This is a genomic window from Paenibacillus faecis (genome assembly GCF_008084145.1).
In the GTDB taxonomy this organism is placed as follows: Bacteria; Bacillota; Bacilli; order Paenibacillales; family Paenibacillaceae; genus Fontibacillus; species Fontibacillus faecis.
The window spans coordinates 127,175-153,012 of sequence record NZ_VSDO01000005.1; the positions used below are offsets into that span (position 1 = coordinate 127,175).

26 protein-coding genes are annotated in these 25,838 nt (G+C 52.2%); 23 read left to right on the forward strand and 3 right to left on the reverse strand.

Features of this window, described 5'->3' with window-relative positions:
• Positions 1 to 83 precede the first annotated feature (83 nt).
• The 6 genes from FRY98_RS22220 (at position 84) to FRY98_RS22245 (ending at position 5,151) form a co-directional block, all read left to right on the forward strand.
• Positions 84 to 1,043, forward strand: coding sequence for an ABC transporter ATP-binding protein (locus tag FRY98_RS22220; RefSeq protein WP_148456286.1), 960 nt, complete (start codon positions 84 to 86; stop codon positions 1,041 to 1,043).
• Positions 1,036 to 1,803, forward strand: coding sequence for an ABC transporter permease (locus tag FRY98_RS22225; RefSeq protein WP_148456289.1), 768 nt, complete (start codon positions 1,036 to 1,038; stop codon positions 1,801 to 1,803). Before FRY98_RS22220 ends, FRY98_RS22225 begins: the two co-directional genes overlap by 8 nt.
• 78 nt (positions 1,804 to 1,881) lie before the next feature.
• Positions 1,882 to 2,256, forward strand: coding sequence for a GntR family transcriptional regulator (locus FRY98_RS22230; RefSeq protein WP_148456292.1), 375 nt, complete (start codon positions 1,882 to 1,884; stop codon positions 2,254 to 2,256).
• 27 nt (positions 2,257 to 2,283) lie between these two features.
• Complete coding sequence (locus FRY98_RS22235; protein WP_148456295.1) at positions 2,284 to 2,985, forward strand: ABC transporter ATP-binding protein; 702 nt, start codon at positions 2,284 to 2,286, stop codon at positions 2,983 to 2,985.
• Positions 2,982 to 3,746, forward strand: coding sequence for a hypothetical protein (locus FRY98_RS22240; protein ID WP_148456298.1), 765 nt, complete (start codon positions 2,982 to 2,984; stop codon positions 3,744 to 3,746). Before FRY98_RS22235 ends, FRY98_RS22240 begins: the two co-directional genes overlap by 4 nt.
• 22 nt (positions 3,747 to 3,768) lie before the next feature.
• On the forward strand, positions 3,769 to 5,151 hold the full coding sequence (locus tag FRY98_RS22245) for an erythromycin esterase family protein (protein ID WP_225038813.1): 1,383 nt from the start codon (positions 3,769 to 3,771) through the stop codon (positions 5,149 to 5,151).
• A 76-nt stretch (positions 5,152 to 5,227) separates the two neighbouring features.
• Here FRY98_RS22245 and FRY98_RS22250 read toward each other — a convergent pair whose 3' ends face one another.
• On the reverse strand, positions 5,228 to 5,926 hold the full coding sequence (locus FRY98_RS22250; RefSeq protein ID WP_148456302.1) for a DUF1129 family protein: 699 nt from the start codon (positions 5,924 to 5,926) through the stop codon (positions 5,228 to 5,230).
• A gap of 258 nt (positions 5,927 to 6,184) precedes the next feature.
• Between FRY98_RS22250 and FRY98_RS22255 the strand changes: the two genes are divergently transcribed.
• The 3 genes from FRY98_RS22255 to FRY98_RS22265 all read left to right on the forward strand — a co-directional run bounded on the left by FRY98_RS22255 (position 6,185) and on the right by FRY98_RS22265 (position 8,256).
• Positions 6,185 to 6,397, forward strand: a complete 213-nt coding sequence (locus FRY98_RS22255) for a hypothetical protein (protein ID WP_148456304.1) — start codon at positions 6,185 to 6,187, stop codon at positions 6,395 to 6,397.
• 106 nt (positions 6,398 to 6,503) lie between these two features.
• Positions 6,504 to 7,331, forward strand: coding sequence for an alpha/beta hydrolase family protein (locus FRY98_RS22260; protein WP_148456307.1), 828 nt, complete (start codon positions 6,504 to 6,506; stop codon positions 7,329 to 7,331).
• A gap of 127 nt (positions 7,332 to 7,458) precedes the next feature.
• The gene (locus FRY98_RS22265; RefSeq protein WP_148456310.1) at positions 7,459 to 8,256 is read left to right on the forward strand and encodes a DODA-type extradiol aromatic ring-opening family dioxygenase; all 798 of its coding nucleotides are present in this window, start codon (positions 7,459 to 7,461) and stop codon (positions 8,254 to 8,256) included.
• Positions 8,257 to 8,289: 33 nt separating this feature from the next.
• Here FRY98_RS22265 and FRY98_RS22270 read toward each other — a convergent pair whose 3' ends face one another.
• A complete protein-coding gene (locus FRY98_RS22270; protein ID WP_148456313.1) occupies positions 8,290 to 8,799 on the reverse strand; it encodes a DoxX family protein in 510 nt (169 codons plus the stop codon).
• Between the two features lie 144 nt (positions 8,800 to 8,943).
• Between FRY98_RS22270 and FRY98_RS22275 the strand changes: the two genes are divergently transcribed.
• The 4 genes from FRY98_RS22275 to corA all read left to right on the forward strand — a co-directional run bounded on the left by FRY98_RS22275 (position 8,944) and on the right by corA (position 12,967).
• Positions 8,944 to 10,017: a DUF3048 domain-containing protein gene (locus FRY98_RS22275; protein ID WP_148456316.1), complete on the forward strand. Its 1,074-nt coding sequence runs from the start codon at positions 8,944 to 8,946 to the stop codon at positions 10,015 to 10,017.
• A 211-nt stretch (positions 10,018 to 10,228) separates the two neighbouring features.
• A complete protein-coding gene (locus FRY98_RS22280; protein WP_148456319.1) occupies positions 10,229 to 10,843 on the forward strand; it encodes a DUF47 domain-containing protein in 615 nt (204 codons plus the stop codon).
• Between the two features lie 84 nt (positions 10,844 to 10,927).
• Positions 10,928 to 11,917 (forward strand): inorganic phosphate transporter, encoded by a 990-nt coding sequence (locus tag FRY98_RS22285; protein ID WP_148456321.1) that lies wholly within the window; start codon positions 10,928 to 10,930, stop codon positions 11,915 to 11,917.
• Between the two features lie 90 nt (positions 11,918 to 12,007).
• Positions 12,008 to 12,967: a magnesium/cobalt transporter CorA gene (corA, locus tag FRY98_RS22290; protein ID WP_148456324.1), complete on the forward strand. Its 960-nt coding sequence runs from the start codon at positions 12,008 to 12,010 to the stop codon at positions 12,965 to 12,967.
• 19 nt (positions 12,968 to 12,986) lie between these two features.
• Here corA and FRY98_RS22295 read toward each other — a convergent pair whose 3' ends face one another.
• Entirely contained in the window at positions 12,987 to 13,487 is a 501-nt protein-coding gene (locus FRY98_RS22295) for a hypothetical protein (RefSeq protein ID WP_148456327.1), read from the reverse strand.
• A 249-nt stretch (positions 13,488 to 13,736) separates the two neighbouring features.
• On the opposite strand from FRY98_RS22295, the gene FRY98_RS22300 reads away from it, so the two are divergent.
• From FRY98_RS22300 to FRY98_RS22345, 10 genes are all read left to right on the forward strand, one after another.
• Positions 13,737 to 14,027 (forward strand): YerC/YecD family TrpR-related protein, encoded by a 291-nt coding sequence (locus FRY98_RS22300; protein ID WP_148456330.1) that lies wholly within the window; start codon positions 13,737 to 13,739, stop codon positions 14,025 to 14,027.
• A 1-nt stretch (position 14,028) separates the two neighbouring features.
• A complete protein-coding gene (locus FRY98_RS22305; protein WP_148456333.1) occupies positions 14,029 to 14,817 on the forward strand; it encodes a sirohydrochlorin chelatase in 789 nt (262 codons plus the stop codon).
• Positions 14,818 to 14,993: 176 nt separating this feature from the next.
• Positions 14,994 to 15,884, forward strand: coding sequence for a diacylglycerol kinase (locus FRY98_RS22310; RefSeq protein ID WP_148456335.1), 891 nt, complete (start codon positions 14,994 to 14,996; stop codon positions 15,882 to 15,884).
• Between the two features lie 506 nt (positions 15,885 to 16,390).
• A complete protein-coding gene (gene rlmD / locus FRY98_RS22315) occupies positions 16,391 to 18,127 on the forward strand; it encodes a 23S rRNA (uracil(1939)-C(5))-methyltransferase RlmD (protein WP_249043498.1) in 1,737 nt (578 codons plus the stop codon).
• A gap of 413 nt (positions 18,128 to 18,540) precedes the next feature.
• A complete protein-coding gene (locus FRY98_RS22320; protein ID WP_110844016.1) occupies positions 18,541 to 19,692 on the forward strand; it encodes an ATP-binding protein in 1,152 nt (383 codons plus the stop codon).
• Complete coding sequence (locus FRY98_RS22325) at positions 19,685 to 21,901, forward strand: S8 family peptidase (RefSeq protein WP_148456337.1); 2,217 nt, start codon at positions 19,685 to 19,687, stop codon at positions 21,899 to 21,901. Before FRY98_RS22320 ends, FRY98_RS22325 begins: the two co-directional genes overlap by 8 nt.
• A gap of 173 nt (positions 21,902 to 22,074) precedes the next feature.
• Positions 22,075 to 22,902 carry a ParA family protein gene (locus tag FRY98_RS22330; protein WP_148456340.1) on the forward strand — a complete coding sequence of 276 codons (828 nt, stop codon included), beginning with the start codon at positions 22,075 to 22,077 and terminating at the stop codon, positions 22,900 to 22,902.
• The gene (locus FRY98_RS22335) at positions 22,850 to 23,794 is read left to right on the forward strand and encodes a ParB/RepB/Spo0J family partition protein (protein ID WP_429777177.1); all 945 of its coding nucleotides are present in this window, start codon (positions 22,850 to 22,852) and stop codon (positions 23,792 to 23,794) included. Before FRY98_RS22330 ends, FRY98_RS22335 begins: the two co-directional genes overlap by 53 nt.
• Positions 23,795 to 24,091: 297 nt before the next feature.
• Positions 24,092 to 24,691 (forward strand): hypothetical protein, encoded by a 600-nt coding sequence (locus FRY98_RS22340; protein ID WP_170287159.1) that lies wholly within the window; start codon positions 24,092 to 24,094, stop codon positions 24,689 to 24,691.
• A 40-nt stretch (positions 24,692 to 24,731) separates the two neighbouring features.
• Positions 24,732 to 25,838, forward strand: coding sequence for an SAF domain-containing protein (locus FRY98_RS22345; protein ID WP_124331909.1), 1,107 nt, complete (start codon positions 24,732 to 24,734; stop codon positions 25,836 to 25,838).

A 25,838-nucleotide genomic window follows, 5' to 3' on the forward strand; every position in this document is an offset into this window, starting at 1 on the left:
ACGCAGAACCGACTAATGACGCAAAACTGACTAAGACGCAGAACCGACTAATGACGCAAAACTGACCAAGGAGTGTGGAGTCGATGAATGAGAGACGTTTAGCGGATAATGAGACGGCCGTTTTGTCCGTAGATGGCGTAAGCAAGATCATTCGAAACCGGAGAATTGTAGACCGGCTCTCTTTTGAATTGTATCCCGGCGAAATCGTCGGACTGTTGGGACCGAACGGGGCGGGGAAGACGACGACGATCCGGATGATCGTCGGACTGATTTCCATGAGCGAAGGCGATGTGCGGGTAAAAGAGAAGAGCATCCGCCGCGATTTTGCCAAGGCGATTGCCCATATCGGAGGAATCATCGAGAATCCGGAGTTCTATCCGTATATGACCGGGTACGATAATCTGAAGCAGTACCAGCGGATGACGGAAGGGATTACGGAGGAGCGAATCCAGACGGTGACCAGGCTTGTCGGGCTGGAAGGCGCGATGAATAAGCGGGTGAAGGCATACTCCCTCGGGATGCGGCAGAGACTCGGCATCGCCCAGGCCCTGCTGCATGAGCCTTCCATTCTGATCCTGGATGAGCCGACAAACGGACTCGATCCCGCGGGGATCCGGGAAATGCGCGATTATTTGAAGAAGATTGCGGCGGAGGAGGGGATCTCGATCCTGGTGTCCAGCCATCTGCTGTCGGAGATGGAGCTGATGTGCAGCCGCGTGGTCGTGATCCAGGAGGGGAGATTCGTTACGGAAAGAGCGCTCGGCTCGGCGGCCGACGTGGACAACGCAGGCCGGGTTCAGGTGATATTCCGGGTCAACGACGCGTTGAAGGCTCAGGCAAGGCTGGCGCGGATGGAGGAAATTACAATTCTCCGCGTGTCGGAGGAACAGCGGCAGGTGGCGGTCGCGGTGCGCGACGCGTATATTCCGAGAGTGGTCGGCGCTTTGGGGGCGGAAGGGATCGAATTATACCGGATTGAGGAGATCAAGGAATCGCTGGAAGATGAGTTCTTGAAGTGGACGGGAGGGAACCGGATTGCGTAGTTTCGGGAAGTTGCTGACAAATGAATGGTTAAAGCTGTACAAAAAGCGCAGCTTTTTTGTTCCTTATGCCGTACTCGCGGCCATGGTGCTGTTCATCGTCTATCTGTTCAAATCCATGGGTGCGAATGAGGGAGGCATGCTGTCCGGATACGAGTTCTCGGCATGGTTGTTCAATAAGAACGGGACAGGACAGATGCTCACCTTCATGGCGATCATCGGTTCGGCCGGCATTCTCGCCAAGGAGCACAGCTTGGGGACGATCAAGCTGCTGCTGATCCGGGGACAGGGCCGGAGCAAGATACTGGCTTCGAAATATGTAACCGTTCTGCTGTATAGCTTGACCTTGTCCCTGGTTACTTTGTTCGTCGGCATTGCCGCGGGCGGAGCGGCCTTCGGGTTTCAGGGCGTAGAAACGGGACTGGTCGGAGCCCTCGCGGCCGCCGGAATTCATTATGCCTATATGATCGTTTATGTAACGATCACCTTCCTGCTTGGGGTGCTGACCCGCTCGGCCGGAGCCTCCATCGGTATCGGAATGATGATCGTGCTGATGGAAGGTCTGGTGGTGCAGCTCCTGTCGAGGTACGCGTTTACCAAATACCTGCTGTTTACCCATGCGGATTTGTCGGTGTATCTGAACGGGGGAACTCCTCCGGTGCAAGGAGTCACCTTACCTTTTTCGCTGGGGGTTATCTTCGTCTATCTGGCCTTGTTTCTTGGAGCAAGCTTTGTTACGTTTAAAAAACGGGATGTTGCCTGATGCTGATCCGGCATCGGCATCCCTCTACGGCCGGAAATATGGGAGGCCTGAATACCGGCGGAAAGGATGGGGCCGATTGTGACAATGGAATTCGACAATAATCTGCCGATTTATATACAAATCATGAATTACATCAAACGGGAGATCGTAACCGGCCGGCTAAAGGCCGGGGATAAAATCCCTTCGGTTCGTGAACTTGCGGCCGAGCTGCAAATCAATCCGAATACGGTACAGAGGACGTTTCAGGAATTGGAGCGTGAAGAAATCGTGGAAACCAAACGGGGTCTAGGGAGATATGTAACCAGTGAGGAAGGTAAGATTATGACGATCAAAAAAGAGATGGCCGGCGACCTGCTGGACCGGTTCATTCACGGGATGCAGGAGCTTGGCTTCACCAATCGGGATATTGCGGCGATCGTTGCGGAAGCGGTCGATGCCGAGGAAAGACGATAACGGGCAAGTCAAAAGGAGATACAGAACATGGTGGAAAATCTGCTGCAGTTTGAAGGAGTGTCCAAGTCTTACCGCTCAAAGCCGGCGCTCAAAAACGTGTCCTTTACCGTTGGGCCGGGAAAAATCATCGGCCTGCTCGGGACCAACGGAAGCGGGAAGAGTACGTTGATGAAGATCGCCGCGGGCCTGATTCCCGCATCGGCCGGGAAGGTGACCGTATCGGGCGAGCCGGTGGGCCTGGCAAGCAAGGCGGTCGTCTCTTTTATGCCAGACCGTCCCTTATCGGAGCCCTGGATGCGGGTACGGGATGCGGTGGCCTTTTACCGCGATTTTTACCAGGATTTCGATGAGGAGAAGGCGCGGAAAATGCTGGAGTTTATGCACCTGGAGGAACGGGACAAAGTCAATTCACTGTCCAAAGGGATGAATGAACGGCTGCAGCTTACGCTCACCCTGTCCCGCAGAGCCAAGCTCTACCTGATGGACGAACCGATCGGAGGGGTCGATCCGGTAGCGCGCACGAAGATTTTGGACGCGATCGTCGAGTTTTACAGCGAAGATAGCAGCCTGCTGATTTCCACCCACCTGGTGCGGGATATCGAACGGATTTTTGATGAGGTGATGTTTATCCGGGATGGGGAGATCGTGCTGCAGGAAGATGTGGAAGACTTGAGGCTCAAGCACGGGAAAAGTGTGGACGACATGTTTAAAGAGGTGTTTGCGGAATGATGAAGCTGCTGAAATACGACTGGAAACGCAATGCCAATACCTTCTCGGGTTTGCTGGCGGTACTGGTCCTTGTTCAAATCATCCTGTCGATGATCGGAAAAGTCAGGGGCTGGGATGAGAGTGTGATCGTAGTTTCTTCCTTTATTTTTTATGTAACCGCGGGCATTATCACAATGATCCTGGTTTGTAAAACGTTCGAATCGAATATCAAAGCTTACCATCGCAGGCTTTTGCCGGTTCATCCGGCCTGGACCGTGCTCTCCTCGTTGCTGCTTGGTGTGCTGACGGCGGCTGTGGTTGCCGCTGTTGCGCTCGTACACGCGTTTATATATTTCAACAATCACCATATTTCCTATCACAATTTCATGGGGTCGGGAAGCCGAGGCCTAATGGACTTGTTCCTGATCGCTTTGACTGCGGCATGGGGGTACATTTTACTGCTGCTGATCATTTTTGCGGCGACTACGATCGGTGCGAGCATCAGTATACGGGGAAAAGCGGGAACCTGGATCTCCATCCTTTCCTTCTTCATGATCAGCAGCGTGATGGGGTGGCTGGAGGGGCTGCTGTTCGGGGACAACGACCCTCCAAGGTTGCGGATCGGGGTTTTTCATCTCGGCGCCGGTGCGGATGCCTCGGGGGCTCAGGCTACGGGCGGCATTGAATTTCTGAGCTTTGCTCCTTTCCTGTACGAAGCCGCTTTTGCGGGAGTAATGTTCTACGCCATGACTTATTTGCTGCGCAAGAAAATGGAAATTTAAAAAACCACGGGAGATGTAAATTATGAAAATGAGTTTGAAAAAGACGGCCACCGCTATTTTTTCCGCGATTGTGGCTTGCTCGCTGCTTCTGGTACCCACAAGCGCCTCGGCGGCTGCCTCCGGGAGCCAGAAGCAATGGCTGCAGCAAAACGCGCATAAGCTGAACTCGCTGGAGTCCGAGGATTATAGCGATCTCGCCTTTTTAAAGCCGCTGCTGAAGGACAAAACCGTTGTCAGCCTCGGGGAAAATTATCACCGTGTGGCCGAGTACAGCAGTGTAAAAACAAGGCTGATTAAATTTTTACACGAAGAGATGGGCTTTGATGTGATCGCTTTTGAATCGGGAATGGGGGATGCGGCCGCCGTGTTTGAAACCCGGGATTACCTTACTCCGGAGGAGATGATGGGGGGTTCGATCCATGGGGCCTGGCATTCCAGCGAAACCCTGGAGCTGTTCAATTATATCAAGGAGCAGGGAAAGGGCGACGATCCCCTGTATCTGGCGGGGTATGACAATCAATTTACGAGCTATTATCTGACCCAGTTTATTGGCGGAGTGATCGGCAAACTGGATCTTGATAAAGGGAAAGCTTTCGCACAAATGGAGTTCCAGGCGATTGCTGACTGGTATGGGGTGGTTAACAAATACCCGATGTTCAGTAAGGATCCGGTTTATAGAAAAGAAATAAGGGCCGTGATCGACAAATATGTGCCGCAATATCAGGAAACCATCAAATATGTGGAGGAGCATCGTGCCGAGATCAAAGCGGTTGTTCCTAATCAACCCCATATCGATGAAATTATTCTCAAGGCCTTGAAAGATCATGTCGCCTTTCTCGAGAGCGGGTTGAAGGACGTCAAGGATGGCTATTCCTCCCGCGACCGGTTGATGACGGAGAATCTGGAATGGGTGATGAAGACGCTGTACCCGGGAAAAAAGGTGATTTTGTGGGCCCATAATGACCATTTGGCCAAAAACACTTCGAAAATGCGGGTTAAGGACGAAAGCGGAAAATGGATATACAGCTTTACAAGCATGGGCGAGCTGATGCACCGCAAATTGAAAGATAAAATGTATGTGATCGGGCTGTATATGAACCGTGGTTCTTCGGTGACACTCGATTCGGGTAAGCCGTTTACGATCAAGCCGGCAACAAAAGGAAGTCTCGAGCACTTGATTATGCAGAGCGGTTACGCGAATTCCTTTATCGATTTGAGCAAGCATAAAGTGCAGAATGCGCAAAATGCCTGGATGTTCCGGCCGATCTACGCTTCCGAGGACGGGCTGACCACGTATCAGGTTCTGCCGAATGTCATGCGGTTCATACCGAAGGAGCAGTACGACGGAATTATCGTCATCGATAAAGTGAAGGCCCCCACCCCGCTCAAACCGGCGGGGAAATGAAGCGGGGCGTTTAAAAAGGCATAAGTAAAAGGGCCGGGAGCGTCAGTATTTCCATGACGTTCCGGCCCTTATTTAGTTATGCTTTCGGCCTGCGACCGAAAATGAATTTCTGTCCGAGAATGCCGACGACGAAGATGATCAGACTATCCCAAGGCGATACGGTAAACGAGGGCATGATGCGGCCCAAGAATACGCCGACGGTGATGATCCCCACCGCGATGGCAAGATAAGTGCCGAGTGTCTTGATATCAAACTTGCGGGGAGGCGTCTGGGACGCTTCCTCTTTGTTTTTACGGGAACCCGGGCCAAGAAAACGGATGACCAATTCGACCAGGACGATCGAAAGCCCCGCGATCAACAGCAGCGACGCGCTGCTGATGAGGGTATACTCCAGCTCCCCGCCAAACCATTTGCTGAAGAAGCCTGTAATCATGTAAATGAAGAATACCCAAGTCAGTGCCACCCAGGGAATCATCGTGTAATACATAATTTTTTCTTTCGTACTGCGAGGCTTGCGCATGTTGACGTCATCCACGACCTGTTCGCAGTATGCTTTTGCATCTGGGCCATAGAGTTGTTCCGCGGAAATGCCTTTAGACTGGTTTTTGACGATTTCCCTTGCTAATCCAAGCAGTACCTCTTCCCCTTTGGCCTCGGTCAAGGAACTTCCGCCGGATCGGATGTACTTCACCATTTCCCCGAAGTAGGCTTCATTTTCCGGAGTCATTTGTTGTCTCAGCGTCTTCGTTTCATGAATCATTTCATGAATATACAAGGGCTTCCTCTCCTCCCATGCTGTCCATTTCTCTAATTTCTCCCATTATGCATTTAAATTTCCGGTTTTCCCCAGTCTTGTACGGCAAAAGTATAGCGCAAATTTTGTCATGGATGCAAGGGCCTTCCGATGTGACCTGACTGATGAGACTGGAGAATCAACAGAAGAGATCGCTAGGTTTGACGTTTTGGTGAAGCGGGAATAAAAAAACGCTCCCTACGCCGAAACTACAGCAAAAAGGTAAAGGAGGCAGGAAGGATGGACAAGTTTGAATCGGAGCTGACGCGCCGTTACTTATTAAACAGCCAATCCAGAGGCAGCTTGGAAGAAGTCGTAAGTGAGGATGAAAGTCTGGATTTGGTCGTGGATGCGCAAACGGCCGGGCAGGAGGGCAAGGGAGACGACTTTTCCGACCGGTGGGAAGGGAAGGATGAGACCCGCGACTTTTTCCTGCAGTCTTATTACCAGTAGCAAAAAGCGATTGACACCGGTTTTCCCCGATGCTAAGATAAGTTTATTATTCATATTAAACTTATCGGAATAATTTAATTTGAATTCATCGGCAGGGGGAATCGCAATGGAACGGCAAATCAGCATACCGTATGGAGAAGAACGGATTGCGGCAAGCGTGCACTACGCGGAGGCGAAGGTACAGGGCAGCCGCTGCAAAGAACGCGTTCCGCTTGTGGTTATCTGTCATGGCTTTGTCGGCAGCCGGATCGGCGTTGACCGCCTCTTCGTCAAGACGGCCCGTTCCTTGGCGGAAGCGGGATTTCTGGTCGTCCGTTTCGATCATGTCGGATGCGGCGAGAGCAGCGGGGAGTACGGAAGCGAAGGCGTTGATTCCCTGATCGCCCAGACGCGGGCCGTATTGGATTACGCGTTTGGGCTGGGGGATATCGACCCGACCCGCGTATCCTTAATCGGACACAGCCTGGGAGGCATGATCGCGCTGCTTACGGCGGTTCGGGACCGGCGGGTCAAGAATCTGATTCTTTGGTCTGCCGTCGGTTATCCATTCAACGATATCGTCAACATCACCGGGCGCAAAGTGTATGATCGGGCAATCGAGCATGGCTCGGCGGATTATCTGGGCTACGCGCTGACCCCGGCCTTCTTCAATTCTCTGGGCGCGTACCAGCCGATGCAGGAAGCGATGAAGTTCACCGGCGATGTGTTGGTCGTCCATGGGACGAGCGACGATGTCATCCCTGCCGATTACGCGTTTTTGTATCAGAAAGTGTTTTGGATGCGTATGGAAGGACGCTGCGATAAGGAAATTATTTTTCAGGCGGATCATACGTACTCTTCCGGCGAGACCCGGGAGCCCTTGATCCGCAAGACCCGCGATTGGCTGAGCGGACGGGAAGCCGAGCAGAACGAATGGAAGCACTGGATGATCTGAAGATAAAAACTAGGATGGCTGCAAATACAGGCTGAACCCATCTCCTTTTTCCGTAAAAGTGGTAAATAACTTCCTTTCGGGATAAAATGAAATTAAAGCGAAAGGCTTTGTTACGGGAGGTAGAGAGATGGTTCAGCCTGCATTGTTTGTAGCCCACGGGTCGCCGACCCTGGCGATCGAGGAGAATGATTATACGAAGTTTCTCAGACGGCTGGGGCAGGAGATGCTGGATCGGCCGCGGGCCGCGGTGATTTTCTCGGCGCATTGGGAATCGCCGGTCCAACTCGTAAGCGCGGACGATCGTCATCAGACGATGCATGATTACTACGGGTTTCCGGAGGAGATGTACCGGATCCGTTACCCCGCGGCGGGCGATCCTCTGCTTGCCGATGAGATCATATCCAGGTTTAAAGCGGGGAACCTGCCCTCCCGGACCGTAGAGGGGCGGGGGCTGGACCATGGGGCCTGGGTCGTGCTGAGGGCGATGTTCCCGGAAGGGGATATCCCGGTTGTCGAGCTTTCCGTAGACGCGAAGCGTTCTCCCGCGGAGCAATATGCGATCGGTAAAATGCTGGGGGAGCTCCGCAGCGACAATGTGCTGATCATCGGAAGCGGCGGGTTGGTGCACAATTTGCGGCGAATCGCCGGCGAAGGAACGGATCCAGCGGCGTGGGCGGTTCTATTTGACGATTGGATCGGAGAACAGCTGGTCTCATGGAATCTCCGCAGCCTGTTCGAGTACGACAAAAAGGCCCCCCATGCCAAGGAAGCCGTGCCTACTTACGCGACGGAACACTTCGCTCCTTTACTGTACGCGATGGGGGCTGCCGATTCCGACCGCCAGGCCGTCAAGCTGTTCCAGGACTACCAATACGGCAGCCTCAGCCTGAACTGCTGGATGTTCGGCAACCGGCCGGACCGCTGACCGATTGCCGCGAAATTCGGGGGCCGGCCGGAATTACCTGGCTCCCGAAAGATGGCCATAATCCCGATTGCGCCCCAAACGGCGGCGCAGAAACGGTGTGACGTAGTGGTCGAGGCCGATTCTTCCCGCGTTGTATCCGGCGACGACAATAAAGATCTGCAGCAACACCAGCTGCGGGTTGGTGCTTACCGTGCCCGAGAACAGGAAAGCGAAATTCATGATCATCCCGAACAAGGCCGCTTCCCATGTCAATAACCCCAGAATGAGGCCCACACCTACCAGAATTTCTCCCCAGGGAACGAGGACGTTAAACAGTCCTACTCCCGGAAGCGCAAAGCTCTCCAGGAAGGATGCCCACCAGCTCTGAACGGCGGGGTGCTCGCCGCCGCTTTTTTCGATGGCCGCGCGCAAAAATCCACCGGCATCAAAACCTCCCGTTATTTTTCCCCACCCTGAAGTCAGCCATTGATATCCGACATAAATCCGGACCAGAGTCAAAAGCCAAGCAGCCACCGGGCTGTTTCTTAACCAATTCACAACCATAAAGTCCCCTCCTTTTCCCCTAATTAAACCCGATATTTAAAATTTTAACAATAAGTAAAAACGGCAGGGGGAGGTTAAAATTCTTTTCGCTCCGACTTTGTTCGACGTATAATAGAACTTATTACATATTTTGACGGAGGAATCATGAATTTAAACCTGATAAGGAACAGTTTTGTTCTCCTGCTGTTGTCGATTTGTCTGATCGCCCTGCCAGCCTGCGGAACCGCCAAAAATCCCCCCGCCGCGGAAGAACCCGCGGTTGAAACTATTACGGTGGAAGAAGAGCCTCCCGTTTCCGAGGAACGGCCTGCGGCCGCCTACACGGCACCGTTGACGGGGATGCCGCTCAACGAGCCGTTAACCCGGCGTCCGCTGGCGGTCATGGTCAATAATGCGCCCGCGGCCAGGCCGCAATCGGGACTCGGCGGCGCCGATATCGTATATGAAGTGCTGGCCGAAGGCGGCGTCACCCGGCTCGTCTCGATCTTCCACAGCCGGGCGGATGAAGCCAAAATCGGGCCGATCCGCAGCATCCGCCCGTATATGATCGAGCTGGGCGAGAGCTACCACGGGGTGCTGGTCCACGCCGGCGCGAGCAATGACGCTTACGCGATTTTGCAGCGGCAGAAGAAGGAAGATCTCGACGAGATTACGAATGCGGGTGCTTATTTCTGGCGGGACAAGTCGCGAAAGGCTCCGCACAATCTGTACTCCAACGTGGAGAAGCTTCTGGAAGGGGCGGCTAAGCGCAAGTACAAGACCGAAGACACCTCCGTTCCGACATACAGCTTCCTTAAAGAGGGCGACCTTGTCGCGGGCGATTCCGCAAACTCGGTCGAGATCAAGTTCCAACTGAATAACTATAAAGTTACATATAAATACGATGCGGCGACCCAGCTATATCAGCGTTACGTCAACGGAAGCCCGCATAACGACCGGGAAACGGGAGAAATCCTGACCGCAGCGAACGTAGTCGTTCTCAGCGCGGATCACAAAGTGCTGGATGACGTGGGACGGTTGTCCGTCGATTTGGAGCTGGGAGGACAGGCCGTGCTGTTTCAGCGCGGGAAAATGATTCGGGGGCAGTGGATTCACCGGCCGGACGATGTCATCCGATTCGTGAAGGACAATCAGGAGGTTCCGTTTGCGCCGGGGACGACCTATTTCAATGTGGTGCCGAATCAGCCGGATTTCGACAGTCATCTTAAGGTGGAGTAGGGTGCGTGATATCCGGAATTTTGCAGGTTATGGCTGATTTTGGAACAGGAAGGATAAGAATGGGGATTGTTGGGTAAATATAAGCGAATGAAGATGAAATGTTTGCGACAAAATTTACTATAGCCGTATCAGTTGTGATAATATATTCAAGTGTGTTAAGGGATTGTTTCAGGAGTGTAAAAATTACACAAAAGAGAAAAGGGGAACCCAAATGCGAGTGAAGAAAAAGGATATCTTTTTCCAAACTTTGGAGAACATGGCCGATACGATCGTGCACTCGGCGGATTATTTCGCCCAACAGGTGTCGGACTTTAAGGATGTTGAGCAATTTGCCAAGCAAATGAAAGAATTCGAATCCAAATGCGACGGCTACACACATACGATTATTGTCGAACTGAACAAGACGTTTATTACCCCCATTGAACGCGACGATATCATGAACCTGACGACGAAGCTGGACGACGTGATTGACGGTCTGGAGGCGACGACATCCCGGTTCTTTATGTACCATTTGAGCCAGCCTGACGAGTATATTATTCAATTTGCGGAAATGCTCCGCAATTCGGCTTATGAGATTCAAAAGGCGATTCATCTGCTGTCGCAGAAGAAGCTGCTGGCCATCCGCGAGCATACGATCCGTTTGAACGATCTGGAGAACCAGGGCGACGAATTGCTGCGGATCTGTATCAAAGAACTGTTTGCGAAAGTCTCGGATCCGATCGAATTAATCAAGAAAAAAGAGATCTACGAACGCCTGGAAACGACCACGGATGCCTGCGAGCATGTGGCGAATATGCTGGAATCCATCATTATGCGCAATTCATAAGAAGCTTTGGTTTTACAATCGATTTTCGGGAGGTTGGAATTGCGCGGATTTACATAGAGAAACCAAGGTCTGTGCAAATAAGATATGGATACGAGTCTACTTATTATTGTCATCGTTATCATACTGGCGCTGGCGTTTGACTTCATCAACGGCTTTCACGATACGGCAAATGCGATTGCGACCTCTGTCTCCACCCGGGCGCTGAAGCCGCGGACGGCGATTATGCTGGCGGCCGTCATGAACTTCTTGGGAGCGATTATGTTCACCGGGGTAGCCAAGACAATCGGCGGTAGCGTGGCGGATCCCGCCAAGCTGGATAACGGGTTGGAGGTGCTGATCGCTACGCTGCTGGCGGCGATTATCTGGAACCTCATCACCTGGTGGTTCGGGATTCCGTCTTCTTCCTCGCACGCTTTGATCGGCGCCCTTGCCGGAGCGGTGTTTGTGGGAGCCGGCTCGGAGAAGCTGAATTGGAGCGGTTTCCGGACCATTATTGAAGGCCTGCTGCTATCGCCGGTAATCGCGTTTGTTGTCGGCTACATCATTATGATGCTTTTGAAATGGATTTTTGCGAAACGCAGTCCTCACACGGTCAATAAAGGCTTTCGGACGATGCAAATCGTGACGGCGGCGATTCAAAGCTTCACCCACGGGACGAATGACGCCCAAAAGGCGATGGGGATTATCACCTTCGCGCTCGTTACCGCCGAATATCAGAACCATATGGAGGTTCCACTGTGGGTCAAGCTTTCGGCGGCCACGGCCATGGCGCTGGGAACTTCCATCGGCGGCTGGAAGATCATCAAGACGATGGGCACGAAGATTTTCAAAATCGAGCCGATCAACGGATTCGCCGCGGACATCACGGGCGCTTCGGTTATCTTTAGCGCGACGATGCTTCATCTGCCGGTCAGCACCACGCACGCTATTACCTCGGCAATCCTGGGCGTCGGCTCGGCCAAGCGCTTCTCCGCGGTCCGCTGGTCGCTGGCGGGACGAATCGTCATCGCCTGGTTCATTACGATTCCGATCGTGGCCGTGCTTTCCGGATTGATTTATAAGCTGCTGTTTTAACGGCTTGTTCCATAAAAAAGATCAAGAAAAGCCAATCTGTCCAGGTTGGCTTTTCTCTGTATTCAAGCGGATGAGGGAGGGGGGAGCGTTTTGATACGAGTCATGGGCATTACACGGGATCATCGGGTGGAGAGAGGGCTGTCGCTGGAGGACACCCAAAGCCCGAATTATGTATGGAGTTGGGTGGATTTTAACGCGCCGTCTCCGGAGGAGTCGGAAAAGCTGGATACGTTCTTTCACTTTCATCCCTTGGCGATCGAGGACTGCCTTCACGTGCTGCAGCGCCCGAAAATGGATCATTATGAGGACATGCAATTTCTTGTGCTGCACGCGCTCGATCCCGATACGCTCGGGACGGTGGAAGTGAACTTGTTCCTCGGCGGCAACTGTCTCGTGTCGTTCCACCAGCGCGCTATTAAAGAGATCGATGAAGTGTGGGAGAAGATGGACAGCCGGCTGGCGCATCGAAAAAAATGGGACCGCGGGATTTACGCGGCCGCCTACATGATCATCGATGCGCTGGTGGACCAGTATTTTCCCTGCGTTTACGCCGTGGAGGACGAGCTGGATGAATTGGAGAACCGGGGGAGCAGCGAATCCGTAGAGTTGCTGATGAATCAAGTGTTCGACTTACGAGGCCGGCTGCTCAAGCTGAGGAGGACGATCGTGCCGATGCGGGACCTGATGTACCGGATTTTGAACTCCGAGCATATCCAGGGAGAACGGGAACCGCGCGCTTATTTCGCCGATATTTACGATCACCTGTTGAAGCTGTCGGATATGATCGAAACCGACCGGGAAATGACCGCAGATTTGAGGGATTCTTACATCTCTTTGAATTCGAACCGGATGAACGGCATTATGAAGACGCTGACCGTGATCACCACCGTGTTTATGCCGCTAACGCTCATCGTCGGCATCTATGGCATGAACTTCGCTTACATGCCCGAACTGCAATGGCGTTACGGCTACTTTGCCGTTTTGGGCCTGATGGTGATGCTGGCCGTCTGGATGATTCTCGCCTTCCACAAACGCGGCTGGTTCAAATAAAGGAAAGCGCCGCCTGCGGTTAGCGGCGGCGTTTTCCGGTTTTTTTACGGCCGCGGGAGCTTGGCGCTCTTTTACGGCTTTTCTTGCTGCGGCTCTTTCGGCGGGTCGGCTTGTATTCATCAAGCCCGCCCCCTCCGCCCTTGGAGCCCTTAAGCCCCGGCAGGAGGCCGGTAAACAATTTGGCCATGGGAGCGAACTGCTGCACCGTCTGCATGACCTTCTGAACTTTGCCCATCGTGGCGACGATGCCCTCGATGCCGCCCAGTTTTTCGATGATCCCTTTGAGATCGCCCAAATTGGGTATGGAGAAGCCTCCGGACGATTTGGAGGCCGATTCGGCCGCCGCGGGCAGCGCTTGGACCGGGCTGGCCGATCCGGAAGACAAGGGCACCAGCGCCGAGGACTCGGCTTTGACCGGCGGCTCGGCTTCTTCATAAGGATTGATTCCTGGATAAAACGAGGTATAAGGGGAATAGGTTGGCGGCGTCGCACTCCGACGGGGAGGTTGATAATGTGGCATGATATCACTTTCCTTTTTGAGAAAATGGAATTGTTTTTTTGCCCGTGAATTCCACTGATTTAGGCGTTTGTATAGTACACTGTATGATCCCCGGGGCAAATGCGTATAGACGAATGTCCCGGGGGAGCAAGACCACGCCGGATTTGGGCGTTCTTTCTGTGATGCGTGAAACCGTTAATGCTTGAAAAGGGATACTCCGCTCGGGTACAATGGGATTGTGGTTAAGTAACGGTAGGGGATGATTATCTAGTGCAGCTCAAGAAATTGAACGATAAAACGATTGATCAATTATTTGAAGCGATTCTTACATTGAAGAACATCGAGGAATGTTATATCTTTTTTGACGATTTATGCACGGTCAACGAAATACAATCTTTATCCCAGCGTCTGGAAGTGGCAAGAATGCTCGGCAAGGGAAATACGTACAACCAGATCGAAGCGGAGACCGGCGCCAGCACCGCTACGATTTCCCGGGTCAAGCGCTGTCTGAATTACGGAAACGACGGCTACAAGATGACGTTGGACCGTTTGGGGCGCTAAGATGGGGGACAAGCCACGTCAGGCTGGTGTGCTGGTCATCAGCCATGGTTCTCCCGACCCGCGTTGGGTTGAATTGGTTGATGAGGCCGTCGCAGCCGCGGCGGCCGGGCTGCCGGACGGACTGCCGATCGAGGCCTCTTTTCTCGAAACGGTGGAAGGACGGCTGATCCAGAATGGCATCGACCGGCTGGAGGCGCAAGGAGTCACGGATTTAATCGTCCTTCCACTGTTCGTATCGTCCGGAAGCACGCATATCGATGAAATAGCTTATGCCTTAGGTGTGAAGAACACGCCGGAGAAGGAGACCGACATGGAAAGTCTCCGCTGCTCCGCACGCGTGTTTTTTGGCGATCCGATCGACGACGATCCGGTCATTGCCGAACTGGTCTGGGAAAAGGTCAAGCCGCTGTCTACGGACCCCGCACGGGAGGTCCTGCTTCTGGTCGGCCACGGCAGCATCCACGACGGCTTCCGGCAGCGCTGGGAGCAAGGGATTTCGTCGCTGGCGCTTCACACCGGCGAGGTTAGCGGGTTGGCCCATGCTGACTACGCGCTCCTCAATCCGGACAGCGTCCGCCGGAAGGTCGGCTACTGGAGCGAGGAACGCGGCTTCACGGTCCTTGTGGCTCCGTTGTTCCTGAGCGCGGGCTATTTTACGAAGACGGCGATTCCGTCACGGCTCGCCGGACTGACTTTCCGCTACTCGGGGGATGCCCTTCTGCCCCATCCCTTATTATCCCGCTGGATGTTAGGGCAAATATTGAATATAATGGGATCATTGGAGAGATAGCCTGCGGCATGGCTTTTTTGTCGACCGATCCCTATTTCCTGGGAAAAGGCTCTCCTTTGGGTAGGAGCCTTCTTTCATTTGGCTTCGGATGGGGTATACTTCAATCATAGGAGCCGAAATTGGCATGGCTGGCCGGAAGGTGCAATACAAGACGACAAATAGGTGGAGTTCATGGCATGAAAAGAGCTAGGTTAATATATAATCCGACATCCGGGCGTGAAGAAATGAGGCGTCTGCTTCCCGATGTGCTGGACCGGCTGGATCTGGCCGGAATCGAAACCTCCTGTCACGCGACGACGGGAGAAGGGGATGCCGCGCGCGAAGCCGCGGAGGCCTGTGCCCGCGGATACGACATTATCATCGCGGCCGGCGGGGACGGGACGCTCAACGAGGTCGTCAACGGCATGGCCGGGCAGGCGGGGAAGGAATTTTTGCCGCCGCTCGGTATTTTTCCGCTCGGCACGACGAACGACTTCGCCCGGGCGATGAAGATCCCGAAGCGCTGGGAAGAGTACTGCGACCTGGTGATCGAGAACAAAACCCGGCCGATCGACATCGGCAAGGTGAACGGGCGGCACTTCATCAACATCGCGGGCGGGGGCTCCCTGACCGAGTTGACGTATGAAGTGCCCAGCAAGCTGAAGACGCTGATCGGCCAGCTGGCTTATTATATGAAGGGCATCGAGAAGATGGCCAGCCTGTCGCCGACCCAACTCATCATCAACGCCGAGGGGCATGAGGTGATGGAGGGCGAATTCATGCTGTTCCTGATCGCGAACAGCAATTCGGTCGGCGGCTTCGAGAAGCTCGCCCCCGGCGCGGAGATCGACGACGGCATGCTCGACGTCATCGCCGTGCGCAAATGCAACCTGGCGGAGTTCATCCGCCTGGTCACGATGGCGCTGCGCGGCGATCACTTCAACGACCCGCACGTCGTCTATTTCAAGACGAGGCGGATGGAAGTGACCTCGCCGGGCAACGTGCTGCTCAACCTGGACGGCGAGCTCGGCGGCGAACTGCCCGGCGTGTTCGAGATCCTGCCGCAGCACTTGCGGATTTTTGCGTAGGCTGCGGGAGCTGTGTGGCCGAGGGCCCGTGGGCCCGGGGCTGCCTTATAACTCCAGCCCCTCCGGGGCGATTAACTGGAATTTCTCCAGTTAATTTTCGAGTTACAGGGGCAGGGGAGCGAATTAAATGGAGAACTTACCGCTAAATGAGGCCGAAACGCGCAAAAGTGCTATTTTCCCAAAAAATAGAGGTAGTTTTTCCAGTTAATTGTGTGGAAGAGGCGATAAAGCGGGAATTTAGCGGTATAAAATCCTGTTATTTTGAACAGAACATGACGAGTGTTGGAGAATCCCCTGCCCGGCGGCGGCGGGGGTTTTGTGTGGATGGAAGCGGTTGGATGCAGGGATGGCGTGATTGCGGGCGGAGGATGGCCCTGCGTGATCCGTGCAGCTGAAACGGCCATGATCCGTTTGCGGTAAGTGTGTCAGGTGATTAGACGAGGTAAATCGCGCGAAGCGAGGCGGCTCGCGAATGCAGGAATAGAAGCGGAAATGAGGCATGGAGCATGAAGAAACAGCAGAGGCAGCGTGGGACGCAAAATGGGCAAGGGAAGCGCAGCGAAGCCAGGGAGAGCGGGGCCAAGGTAAAGGGCGCTGGCGGTGTAAATGGTCCAGGGCCGGGGCTGAACCAAGGCCGGGAAACCGGGGCTAAGCGGGGCGGCCGGGGGCGCAGTGCCGGGAACGCGGGGGCGGCTGCTGCGGCGATCGCCGGGCTTCCTGTGGCCAAAAACGACGAGACCGTCATCGACATCATCGGCATGAACCATGACGGGGAGGGTGTGGGCCGCGCGGAGGGGTATACGCTTTTTGTGCAGGGAGCGCTGCCCGGCGAGCAGGTCCGGGTCAAGGTGCTCAAGACCAAAAAGCAGTACGGCTACGCCAAGCTGCTGGACGTGCTGACGCCGAGCCCGGACCGCGTGGCTGCGCCCTGCCCGATCTACGACCAGTGCGGCGGCTGCCAGCTGCAGCACTGGAGCTACGCCGGGCAGCTCGCCTGGAAGCGGCAGCACGTGGTCGATGCGCTGGAGCGCATCGGCAAGCTGCGCGTGGCGGGCGAGGCCCGCGGCGGCGATGCGGGCGGCGCCGGTGCGGCGACTGGCGCGGGCGCGGAGGCGGGGGCGCCGCCAGTGGCCGGGGACGCCGGCGGCGCCGGTGCGGGAGCTGGCGCGGAGGCGGGGGCGGCGCCAGTGGCCGGGGACGCCGGCGGCCCGGGTGTCACGGTGCTGCCGACGCTCGGCATGGCCGAGCCTTGGCGCTACCGCAACAAGGCGCAGGTGCCGATCGGCGTCGCCGACGGCGGCCTGGTCGGCGGCTTTTACGCGCGGGGCAGTCACCGCATCGTCGACATGGAAACGTGCCTGATTCAGCACGAACATAACGACGATGTCGTTTCCCGCGTCAAAGCGATCGGCCGCCAGCTTGGCGTCACCGCCTACAACGAGGAGACCGGGCGCGGCTTGCTGCGCCATGTCGTCGTGAAGAAGGCGTTCCGCACGGGCGAGATGATGCTGGTTCTCGTCACCAACGGGCGGGACATCCCGCATGCCGATGCCTGGATCGGCCTCATTCGGGAGCAAATCCCGCAAGTGGTCAGCATCTGCCAAAACGTGAACCCGAAGCAGACCAACGTCATCTTCGGGGACGAAACGCGCGTCCTGTGGGGGCGCGACGTGATTTATGATTATATCGGCGAGGTGCAGTTTGCGATCTCGGCGCGATCTTTTTACCAGGTGAATCCGGTGCAAACGGAAGTGCTGTATAACAAGACGGTGGAATACGCCGGGTTGACCGGCAAGGAGACCGTCATCGACGCCTATTGCGGCATCGGTACGATCTCGCTGTTCCTGGCGCAGCACGCGGACCAGGTGTACGGGGTCGAGATCGTCAAAGAAGCGATCGAGGACGCGCGCAGCAATGCGCAGCTGAACGGGATGACCAACGTGAAGTTTGAGGTCGGCGCCTCGGAGGACGTAATTCCGCGCTGGAAGGCGCAGGGCGTTGAAGCCGACGTCATAGTCGTCGATCCGCCCCGCAAAGGCTGCGATCCTCGTCTCTTGGAGACGATCCTGCAGATGAAGCCGGAGCGCGTGGTGTACGTGAGCTGCAATCCGTCGACTTTGGCCCGGGATTTGCGCGTGCTGGAAGACGGCGGGTACCGGACGGTCGAGGTGCAGCCGGTGGATATGTTTCCGCATACGGTGCATGTGGAGTGCGTAATAGGAATGCAACGAATCGATACGTAGAAATCCTTTATTTTCAACACTTTGCGCGTTTTATGACTTTCACGGCGGACGGCAACGACTTCAAAAATAAGGTGCTTAAAGACAAAATTGAGGTTTCGGTCGTTTTGGATCTGGATTTGGACGTCGGGTGTGTAGACATGTTTAATGCAGGAGAATAGTTTCGAGAACTGTATAATCGTGGAATACCCAAGAGAACGTTACTTCATCATCGAAGGCGTTCTCTTTTTATATACTAAGAAAGTTCAATAATGTCCGATTTAATTTTCTGTTTAATGAATGTAAATACTGATATTACATGCGATTTAACTTGATTTCATTTTGGTTTGTCCAATCGTGTCCAATATTCATTTTGACTTAAGTGTGGTTGTGAATTATAATGTATTACATAATTAGCTATGAATTGAGGGGAACAAATGAAGTCGGGTTTAATAATTAAATTAATTGAGGCGCATTGTTCAGGAAATGAGGATGCGTTTAAGAAAGCTCTTGAGAATCTGGCAAGTGATGAAGAACGAAAAGGAAATTCTTCATTATCTAATGCTCTTATGAGCGCCTATTCTTACGATAAAAAAAGCAATGTCTCGTTTAACTCGAGTCCACTGTCCGAAATGTCGTTTTCTGTGCAAAGCGCATTACCCACTCCTAAAGATAAGGATAGCGCTTTAGAATTGATTGAAGTATTGCAGCCCAAAGTCAAATTGTCTGATGTAGCATTGCCAGAGAAAACGAAAGAAGCTTTGCTTCAAATTATTGAGGAGCAAAAGCAAGCGGAGGAATTGTTAACTAAGGGTGTTTCTCCAACGAATCGGATATTACTTTGTGGACCTCCCGGTTGCGGCAAGACATTAACAGCTAATGCAATTGCAGGAGAAATTGATATTCCGGTCGCTTATGTAAGGCTAGATGGTCTTGTCTCGTCGTATCTTGGTCAGACGGGAACAAATATAAGAAAAATTTTTGAGTTTGTTAAGAACAAACGAATTGTGTTGTTTCTTGATGAATTCGATGCCATAGCTAAAAAAAGGGATGATGCGCACGAATTAGGGGAATTAAAGAGGGTAGTGACAACACTGCTTCAAAATTTGGACTCGATGCCTGTTAACGTGTTTTTAGTTGCGGCAACCAATCATCATCACCTTCTTGATCCAGCAATCTGGAGAAGATTTGATACTTCAATTTTATTAGAACTACCGAATGCACAGCAACGTGAAAGCATTATCACTAAATTTATTAACGAGACACTTGAGCTTTACGAAATGGACATTAAGATCCTTACGACCTTAACAGAAGGAATGAGCGGAGCTCAAGTTGGTACTTTCTTACAGGCTCTAGCCAAATATTGTATTATGCAACACAAAACTAAAATTGTCACAAAAGAAGATATTGCGAATGTATGGGTTAAGCAGTCCTCTCTTTTGATTAGCGAAGACAGTGATGCTTATACTCGTGCCCTATATAAGTTAAATAAAAGTGGCATTTCGATGCGTACACTTGAAGAAATCACAGGGATTTCTAAATCTACTTTGAGTTATCGGTTCAATAAGGAGGAAAAGAGCGATGAGTGATGAGCAGAAAAGTCATTTTTGGATTCCAGATGAGGAAGTTCAACGAGTTGATAAAACCTTAAGAGCGTTGCCAACAAAAAGGAATGTTTCCTTTTCAGAGCATGGTTCCAAACTGAGTCACAGCTTGCAGGCAATAAAGCAAACATTGGAAGCAGTAGCTTCAGACAATTCTTTAGCAGATTCGGATTTGCTTGTATTTAATATCGAGTTGCCTCAGGGGGAGAAGATTCAAGACAAGCAGAGTTTATTTGATTCTAATGGTATGAAGGTAAGAGCTGTTAAAAATGTACGGAGTGCTATCGTGACTTCAACAAGCAGTCAGTTCCAAACGTTAAGAAATCGGGTTGACGCTTATACACGTAATGGCAGTGGAAGAACTTATTTTGATTTTATTGAAGATTTCAAACCATACATTGGTTCCGAAAAGAATTCAAGTGAATTGCGAAAATTAACCGCTTCTGCACAGGTGCCTGTTACCTTAGATATTCAACTTATGCTGATACCAAATTTGGAAAACCATTTGTATCATTCTGCTCTGACGCATCTAATTGAAAAAATAAATGAAACGCGAGGGCATGTCCAGGAATCACCCTATTATTTATCGGATAACACGCCAGTTGTCCGTGCCATAATCCCATCAAATGCATTGACTCGTTTCGAGAACGATTCTGCAATTTATAGAATCGAGAAAACAGATTTTTTTAATGTAGAGACTACTCAAGAGGCCTCTGTTGATATGGGGGAACTTGAGCTTGATCCTAGCGTTAATTTAGAAGAGCTTCCGATTGTCGCTGTCTTGGACTCCGGTGTAATGTTCCCTGAGTCATTATCATCGTTAATCATAAAGAATTGGGTTGCTCCAGACTCTAGTGGAGGAGATAGCGATCATGGAACTAAGGTAGCAAGCCGAGTGGCCTTTAAATATATTAATCAACAGCTATCATCATCAATAATTACCCCTCGTACTAGAATTCTTGACTGCAACATACTCGATGGTAACGTGCCGGTAAATATCTTTATTCAGCGAATACAGGCTGCGGTAAGTGCTCATTCGGATATTGTTAAAATCTATAATTTATCTGCCAACGCTTCCTCCCCTATAGAAGGAGATGAAATGAGTATTATTGGGTATGAACTAGACGCTTTACAATCAAGAACAGGCGTACAGTTTTTTGTATCGGCGGGTAATCATAAGCTTTGGCAAACGGAATTTGGTCTGGAAGATATTTTGGATGATGATGATTCAAGAATATCCGCACCGGCAGATTCGATGCTGTCGGTAGTGGTTGGATCAATTATCGGTGCAGACCACCAAAATAGTCTTTCTCAGAGAAACCAAATTGCACCTTATAGTCGACGCGGACCAGGTTTTCAAGGATTCTCTAAACCGGATTTAAGCGCATATGCAGGAACGATTATTCTGGATGGTAGTGATGCATCCGTACCTAATGATCCATTTTCAATGGTTATTTCAAAAGATGGAAGGTTAATACCTGATGCGGGCACTAGCTTTTCTGCTCCTATTGTAGCAGGTGATTACGCAGAAATACTAAATACGATTCCGGATCGAGATACGCTATTATCGAAAGCGTTGCTTTATCATAATGCAGTTGCTTTGTGGGACGTTGATGGGATGGAGGAAGAGGAACTGACTCTAGCGCATAATCTGTATGGTAGGGGAATTTCCAATGTAGTCGACAGCAAATATTCCTCTCAGTCAAAAGTAACTTTTGTTAGGACAGGCACTTTGAACAGAACTACTAAGGAAAGAGTAACCATATTTATGCCGCAAATTTTGGCAGCCCAGGTTGGACGTAATGTTGCAAAGGTTTCTGTAACATGTGTGTCTAGGCCATCGGTGGATAGAACAAAGGGAACAGAATATTTAGGGGCTTATATACGGGCATCATTAAAGAAAAGTCATGTGGACGGAGTGACATTGCAGCCTGTTCAACAAGACTTCAAAGAAGGACGACAAAAATGGGATGTTTGTCAACAGTTCAGTAAAACCTTTTCTAGATTTAATGCTGGCGACTGGCAGGTCTGGCTTGAACTGTTTTCGCGTTGGGAGGATAAAAATGATGATGTTCCCTATGCCCTTGTTGTTACTATTGAGGATGTCAGCGGTTCGTTAGATGTCTACAGCGAAATTGAAGCTTTAAACAGATATAGAGCACTCAATACAATCCGGTTGAGAATAGATAATTAAAATTTCCGTAGGTTCGCGATCTATTATATGCAAATTGCTTAAATTAAGAAATGCTCAAGAGAACGTCTTCCACTATCGGGGGCGTTCTCTTTTTATATAGATACAATTCAAAAAGCCGGTTACTCTGACATGTTCAGCGCAACCGGCTTTTTGCGTGAAAGGAGAAATGTTGGATGACCAAAGTGATTGCCCTCGCCAATCAGAAAGGCGGCGTGGGCAAGACCACAACGGCGGTCAACCTGGGGATCGGTTTGGCAGCCGATGGGAAAAAGGTTTTGCTGGTCGATGCGGACGCGCAAGGCAACTTGACGGATTCGTTAGGGTTCCACGAACCGGATAATCTGTCGGTATCTTTGGCCACATTGCTGGCGAAAACGATGCTGGAAGAATCCTATGAAGCGCGGGAAGGTATTTTGCATCACCAAGAAGGTGTTGATCTGATGCCAGGCAATATTGAACTGTCCGCTGTAGAAGTATCGCTCGTCAATACGATGAGCAGAGAAACGATCTTGCGTTCGTACATCGATTCGGTTAAGGCCGACTACGATTACGTACTGATCGATTGTATGCCGAGTTTGGGCATGTTGACCATCAATGCGCTGGCTGCGGCAGATAGCGTCATTATCCCCGTTCAGGCGCATTATTTGCCGGCCAAGGGAATGACGCAGCTCTTGCAGACCATTTCCCGTGTGCGCAGGCAGATCAATCCGAAGTTGGTTTTGGACGGCGTGCTGCTCACGATGGTAGACAGCCGGACGAAATTCGCCAAGGACATTTCCTTTATTCTTCGGCGCGACTACGGCGACAAGCTGCGCGTGTTCAACACCGAAATTCCCTTATCCATTCGCGCGGCGGAAACGAGCGCCAAGGGAAAAAGCATTTATGCTCATGACCCCAATGGTCAAACGGCAAAAGCGTATGCCGCCTTTACGAAGGAGGTACAGAGCATTGGCAGCGAAAGACGACATGCGCGCCAGCATCAAACTGACCACAGTCGCTGATTTATTCTCCACCGAGGAGAGTCGCGCCGATGAAAAGCGGGAAAAAGTGTTGGACATCCCTTTATCTGAAATCAGCGATTTTCCCGGTCATCCGTTCAAGGTGAAAGCGGATGAAGCGATGCTGGAAATGGCGGACAGCGTGAAGCAATACGGAGTACTTGTTCCCGGACTGGTACGTCCGAAAGCGGACGGCGGCTATGAAATGGTAGCCGGACACCGGCGCAAAAAAGCGAGCGAACTGGCGGGTAGTGAAACGATGCCCTGTATCGTCCGCGAACTGGACGACGATCAGGCGACCATTATTATGGTGGACAGCAACCTGCAACGGGAATATATCTTGCCTAGCGAGAAGGCTTTTGCTTATAAGATGAAGTTGGAGGCGATGAAAAGACAAGGACAGAGAACAGACCTAACTTCCGCCCAACTTGGGCGGAAGTTAGAGGGAAAAGAATCTAGGGAAATACTCGCTGAACAAGTTGGCGAGAGCAAGAATCAAATTTCACGCTATATCCGCCTTACCGAACTGACCCCCTCCATTCTCGAAATGGTGGACGATAAACGGATCGCCTTCAATCCGGCCGTAGAACTTTCATACTTGTCCGAAGAAGAACAGCAAGCCCTGTACGAAACGATGCAGTCCGAAGACTGCACGCCTTCGCTGGCGCAGGCGCAGCGCATGAAAAAACTGAGCCAGGACGGGCGGCTTAACGTGGATGTCATCTTCTCGATTCTCACGGAGGAGAAGCCGAACCAGAAAGAAAAGATGACCATTCGGCGCGAGCGGGTCGACCGTTTCTTCCCGAGGGAGTTTACCGAAAAGCAAAAGGAAGACCTGATCGTTCAACTACTGGAAAGCTGGTATAAAAAACGGCAACGGGAACAGGAACGTTAACCCGTTTCTGAAACATAACGATCCTGTTCGGCAGCACTCTCCCCTAAGACGGAGAGCTTTTTTATGCCCATTTTTGGGGAGGCGATTCATGGTGTATTTCACGAAAGGGAGGCGTCGTCAGTATGAACGCCTGATGCAAGAAAAGCCGGGTTTCAATCGCATTGAAGTTTTGGAGGATGAAACCGAGGAACCGCAAACGCGAAACAAGAAATCTCGTGAAGCCGGCCTATCAAAGCGAAGCCGGGGAACGAAGGAAGACCGCAACTTTCCAGGAAAAGAGGACGGACGATGGAAGAAATGAAGCGAATGGTGGACAACTACGAAGTCGTTCAGGCCATCTCCATCGGGAAGGTGGAAGTGCTGCTTGGCATAGACGAAACCAATGCCGAACGTCCGTACATGGTTTGTACCTGCACCCGAAACAATTCGTTGGGTGTCGAGCAATATTACGCGATTGCGGCCGGCGCGGATTATCTTGAGGCCGTGCATGACTTTGTTTCCCGCGTGCAATGGGAGCTGGAGGATCTCAAAGAAGAAAGGGCCAGTGTCAAGGTGCCCCTATCTCCCCTTACCCAAGCCCAATGCCAGCCGAATCGCGAAGACATGCGCATTGACAACCAGGTTGTTGTCATCCGGCCGGAACGGTTGCGACCCGAATATCGCACCGCAGTTAACCAGCTTGTGCTGGCGCTAAGCGGGTTTGGCACCTCTGCCTATTCCCGAGGTCGCGCCGTTTACGTGATCAATCTGTATACCGGTGAGGAGGCTCGCTGGAATCGGGATGATTTTATGGGTCTGATAAAACCGGAGCATATGCCCGCATGGGCGCAAGAAAAACTGGAGCAGCATCAGGCTGTATCCCAGCAAAAGCCTAAGCGCCGTGACGAGGCCCGGTAAGAGATGCAATTCCATATATAGGAGAAAGGAGACGTGAGCGATGTCGTGGACGTATCGGCACCGCAAGACGCTTATTATCGCCGCGATTGCCGTAAGTGTTTGTTTACTTGTGGCTGCGGCCATTTATTCTCTGATAAAGCAATCAGAGCAAGAGCAGAAACAGCAACAGATGAAGGAACACTACGAAAGGCAGATCAAGGAACTGAAAACGATAGAGGAACAATCGCGCAGGAACGTCTGGACCGTGGCACGAACCATTCCGGCCGGAGGTACCGTCACGGCGGAGGATCTCCAGTCCGTCCCGATGCCCGCGAGTCTGGTGCCATCCGGGATGATTACTGAACGGGAAGCGGCCATCGGCAAAAGCGCCAAAATCGAATTGCAGCCCGGAACACCGCTGATGTCGTCCATGCTGTACGAGAGCACGCCGATCCCGAAGGATGTGCGGGTGCAGGAGTTTCATGTCATTCAGCTTCCCTCCAATCTGCAAAAGGGACAGTACATCGACGTGCGAATCAACTTCCCGACAGGAGAAGATTATGTCCTGTTAGCGAAGAAGAAAGCGCGGGAGTTGTCAGGAACGGTCATCTGGCTCGAAATGAACGAGAAGGATATTTTGCAAACGTCAAGCGCGATTATCGATGCCTACTTGCAAGGCGCACGGCTGTATGCCCTGCCGTATATCGAGCCGGGATTGCAGGAAGCAGCTGTGGTCAATTATCCCGCAAATCCGAAAGTGCTTGATTTGATGGAACATGATCCGAACCTGCTCGAAAAAGCGACAACCGAGCTTGCCCGCCAGCTTCGCCTGAAACTTGATGACAATCTCAAGGCGATGAGCGAGTCGGACAAACTGCGCGTAACGAGCGGCAGCGTGACGGTTCAGCAGCAACTGCAAAACGAGCGGATCGTCACGCGGCAAGGCAATGCCATGCAAGAAGCGGTTCCATCGCCGCAACCGGCAGGCGCAACGGCTACGGTCGATCACGAACCGCCAGCCGCGCAACCGCTGCCTTCCCCTTCCGCTCCGACAACGACGAATGAAGATCAACCGGAAGCGTCCGCGGAGCCAGCGCCATCAACGCCAGCATCGCCGTCGGAAGCGCCTGCCAGCACGGATAAATTGAAGCAAATTTTTAATCAGTGA

Excerpts from the sequence above, each read along its gene's own strand:
- FRY98_RS22220 (WP_148456286.1), top strand. The coding sequence starts at position 84 with ATGAATGAGAGACGTTTAGCGGATAATGAGACGGCCGTTTTGTCCGTA.
- FRY98_RS22235 (WP_148456295.1), top strand. The coding sequence starts at position 2,284 with ATGGTGGAAAATCTGCTGCAGTTTGAAGGAGTGTCCAAGTCTTACCGC.
- FRY98_RS22240 (WP_148456298.1), top strand. The coding sequence starts at position 2,982 with ATGATGAAGCTGCTGAAATACGACTGGAAACGCAATGCCAATACCTTC.
- FRY98_RS22245 (WP_225038813.1), top strand. The coding sequence starts at position 3,769 with ATGAAAATGAGTTTGAAAAAGACGGCCACCGCTATTTTTTCCGCGATT.
- FRY98_RS22255 (WP_148456304.1), top strand. The coding sequence starts at position 6,185 with ATGGACAAGTTTGAATCGGAGCTGACGCGCCGTTACTTATTAAACAGC.
- FRY98_RS22260 (WP_148456307.1), top strand. The coding sequence starts at position 6,504 with ATGGAACGGCAAATCAGCATACCGTATGGAGAAGAACGGATTGCGGCA.
- FRY98_RS22265 (WP_148456310.1), top strand. The coding sequence starts at position 7,459 with ATGGTTCAGCCTGCATTGTTTGTAGCCCACGGGTCGCCGACCCTGGCG.
- FRY98_RS22270 (WP_148456313.1), bottom strand. The coding sequence starts at position 8,799 with ATGGTTGTGAATTGGTTAAGAAACAGCCCGGTGGCTGCTTGGCTTTTG.
- FRY98_RS22275 (WP_148456316.1), top strand. The coding sequence starts at position 8,944 with ATGAATTTAAACCTGATAAGGAACAGTTTTGTTCTCCTGCTGTTGTCG.
- FRY98_RS22280 (WP_148456319.1), top strand. The coding sequence starts at position 10,229 with ATGCGAGTGAAGAAAAAGGATATCTTTTTCCAAACTTTGGAGAACATG.
- FRY98_RS22285 (WP_148456321.1), top strand. The coding sequence starts at position 10,928 with ATGGATACGAGTCTACTTATTATTGTCATCGTTATCATACTGGCGCTG.
- FRY98_RS22295 (WP_148456327.1), bottom strand. The coding sequence starts at position 13,487 with ATGCCACATTATCAACCTCCCCGTCGGAGTGCGACGCCGCCAACCTAT.
- FRY98_RS22305 (WP_148456333.1), top strand. The coding sequence starts at position 14,029 with ATGGGGGACAAGCCACGTCAGGCTGGTGTGCTGGTCATCAGCCATGGT.
- FRY98_RS22310 (WP_148456335.1), top strand. The coding sequence starts at position 14,994 with ATGAAAAGAGCTAGGTTAATATATAATCCGACATCCGGGCGTGAAGAA.
- rlmD (WP_249043498.1), top strand. The coding sequence starts at position 16,391 with ATGAAGAAACAGCAGAGGCAGCGTGGGACGCAAAATGGGCAAGGGAAG.
- FRY98_RS22320 (WP_110844016.1), top strand. The coding sequence starts at position 18,541 with ATGAAGTCGGGTTTAATAATTAAATTAATTGAGGCGCATTGTTCAGGA.
- FRY98_RS22325 (WP_148456337.1), top strand. The coding sequence starts at position 19,685 with ATGAGTGATGAGCAGAAAAGTCATTTTTGGATTCCAGATGAGGAAGTT.
- FRY98_RS22330 (WP_148456340.1), top strand. The coding sequence starts at position 22,075 with ATGACCAAAGTGATTGCCCTCGCCAATCAGAAAGGCGGCGTGGGCAAG.
- FRY98_RS22340 (WP_170287159.1), top strand. The coding sequence starts at position 24,092 with ATGAAGCGAATGGTGGACAACTACGAAGTCGTTCAGGCCATCTCCATC.
- FRY98_RS22345 (WP_124331909.1), top strand. The coding sequence starts at position 24,732 with ATGTCGTGGACGTATCGGCACCGCAAGACGCTTATTATCGCCGCGATT.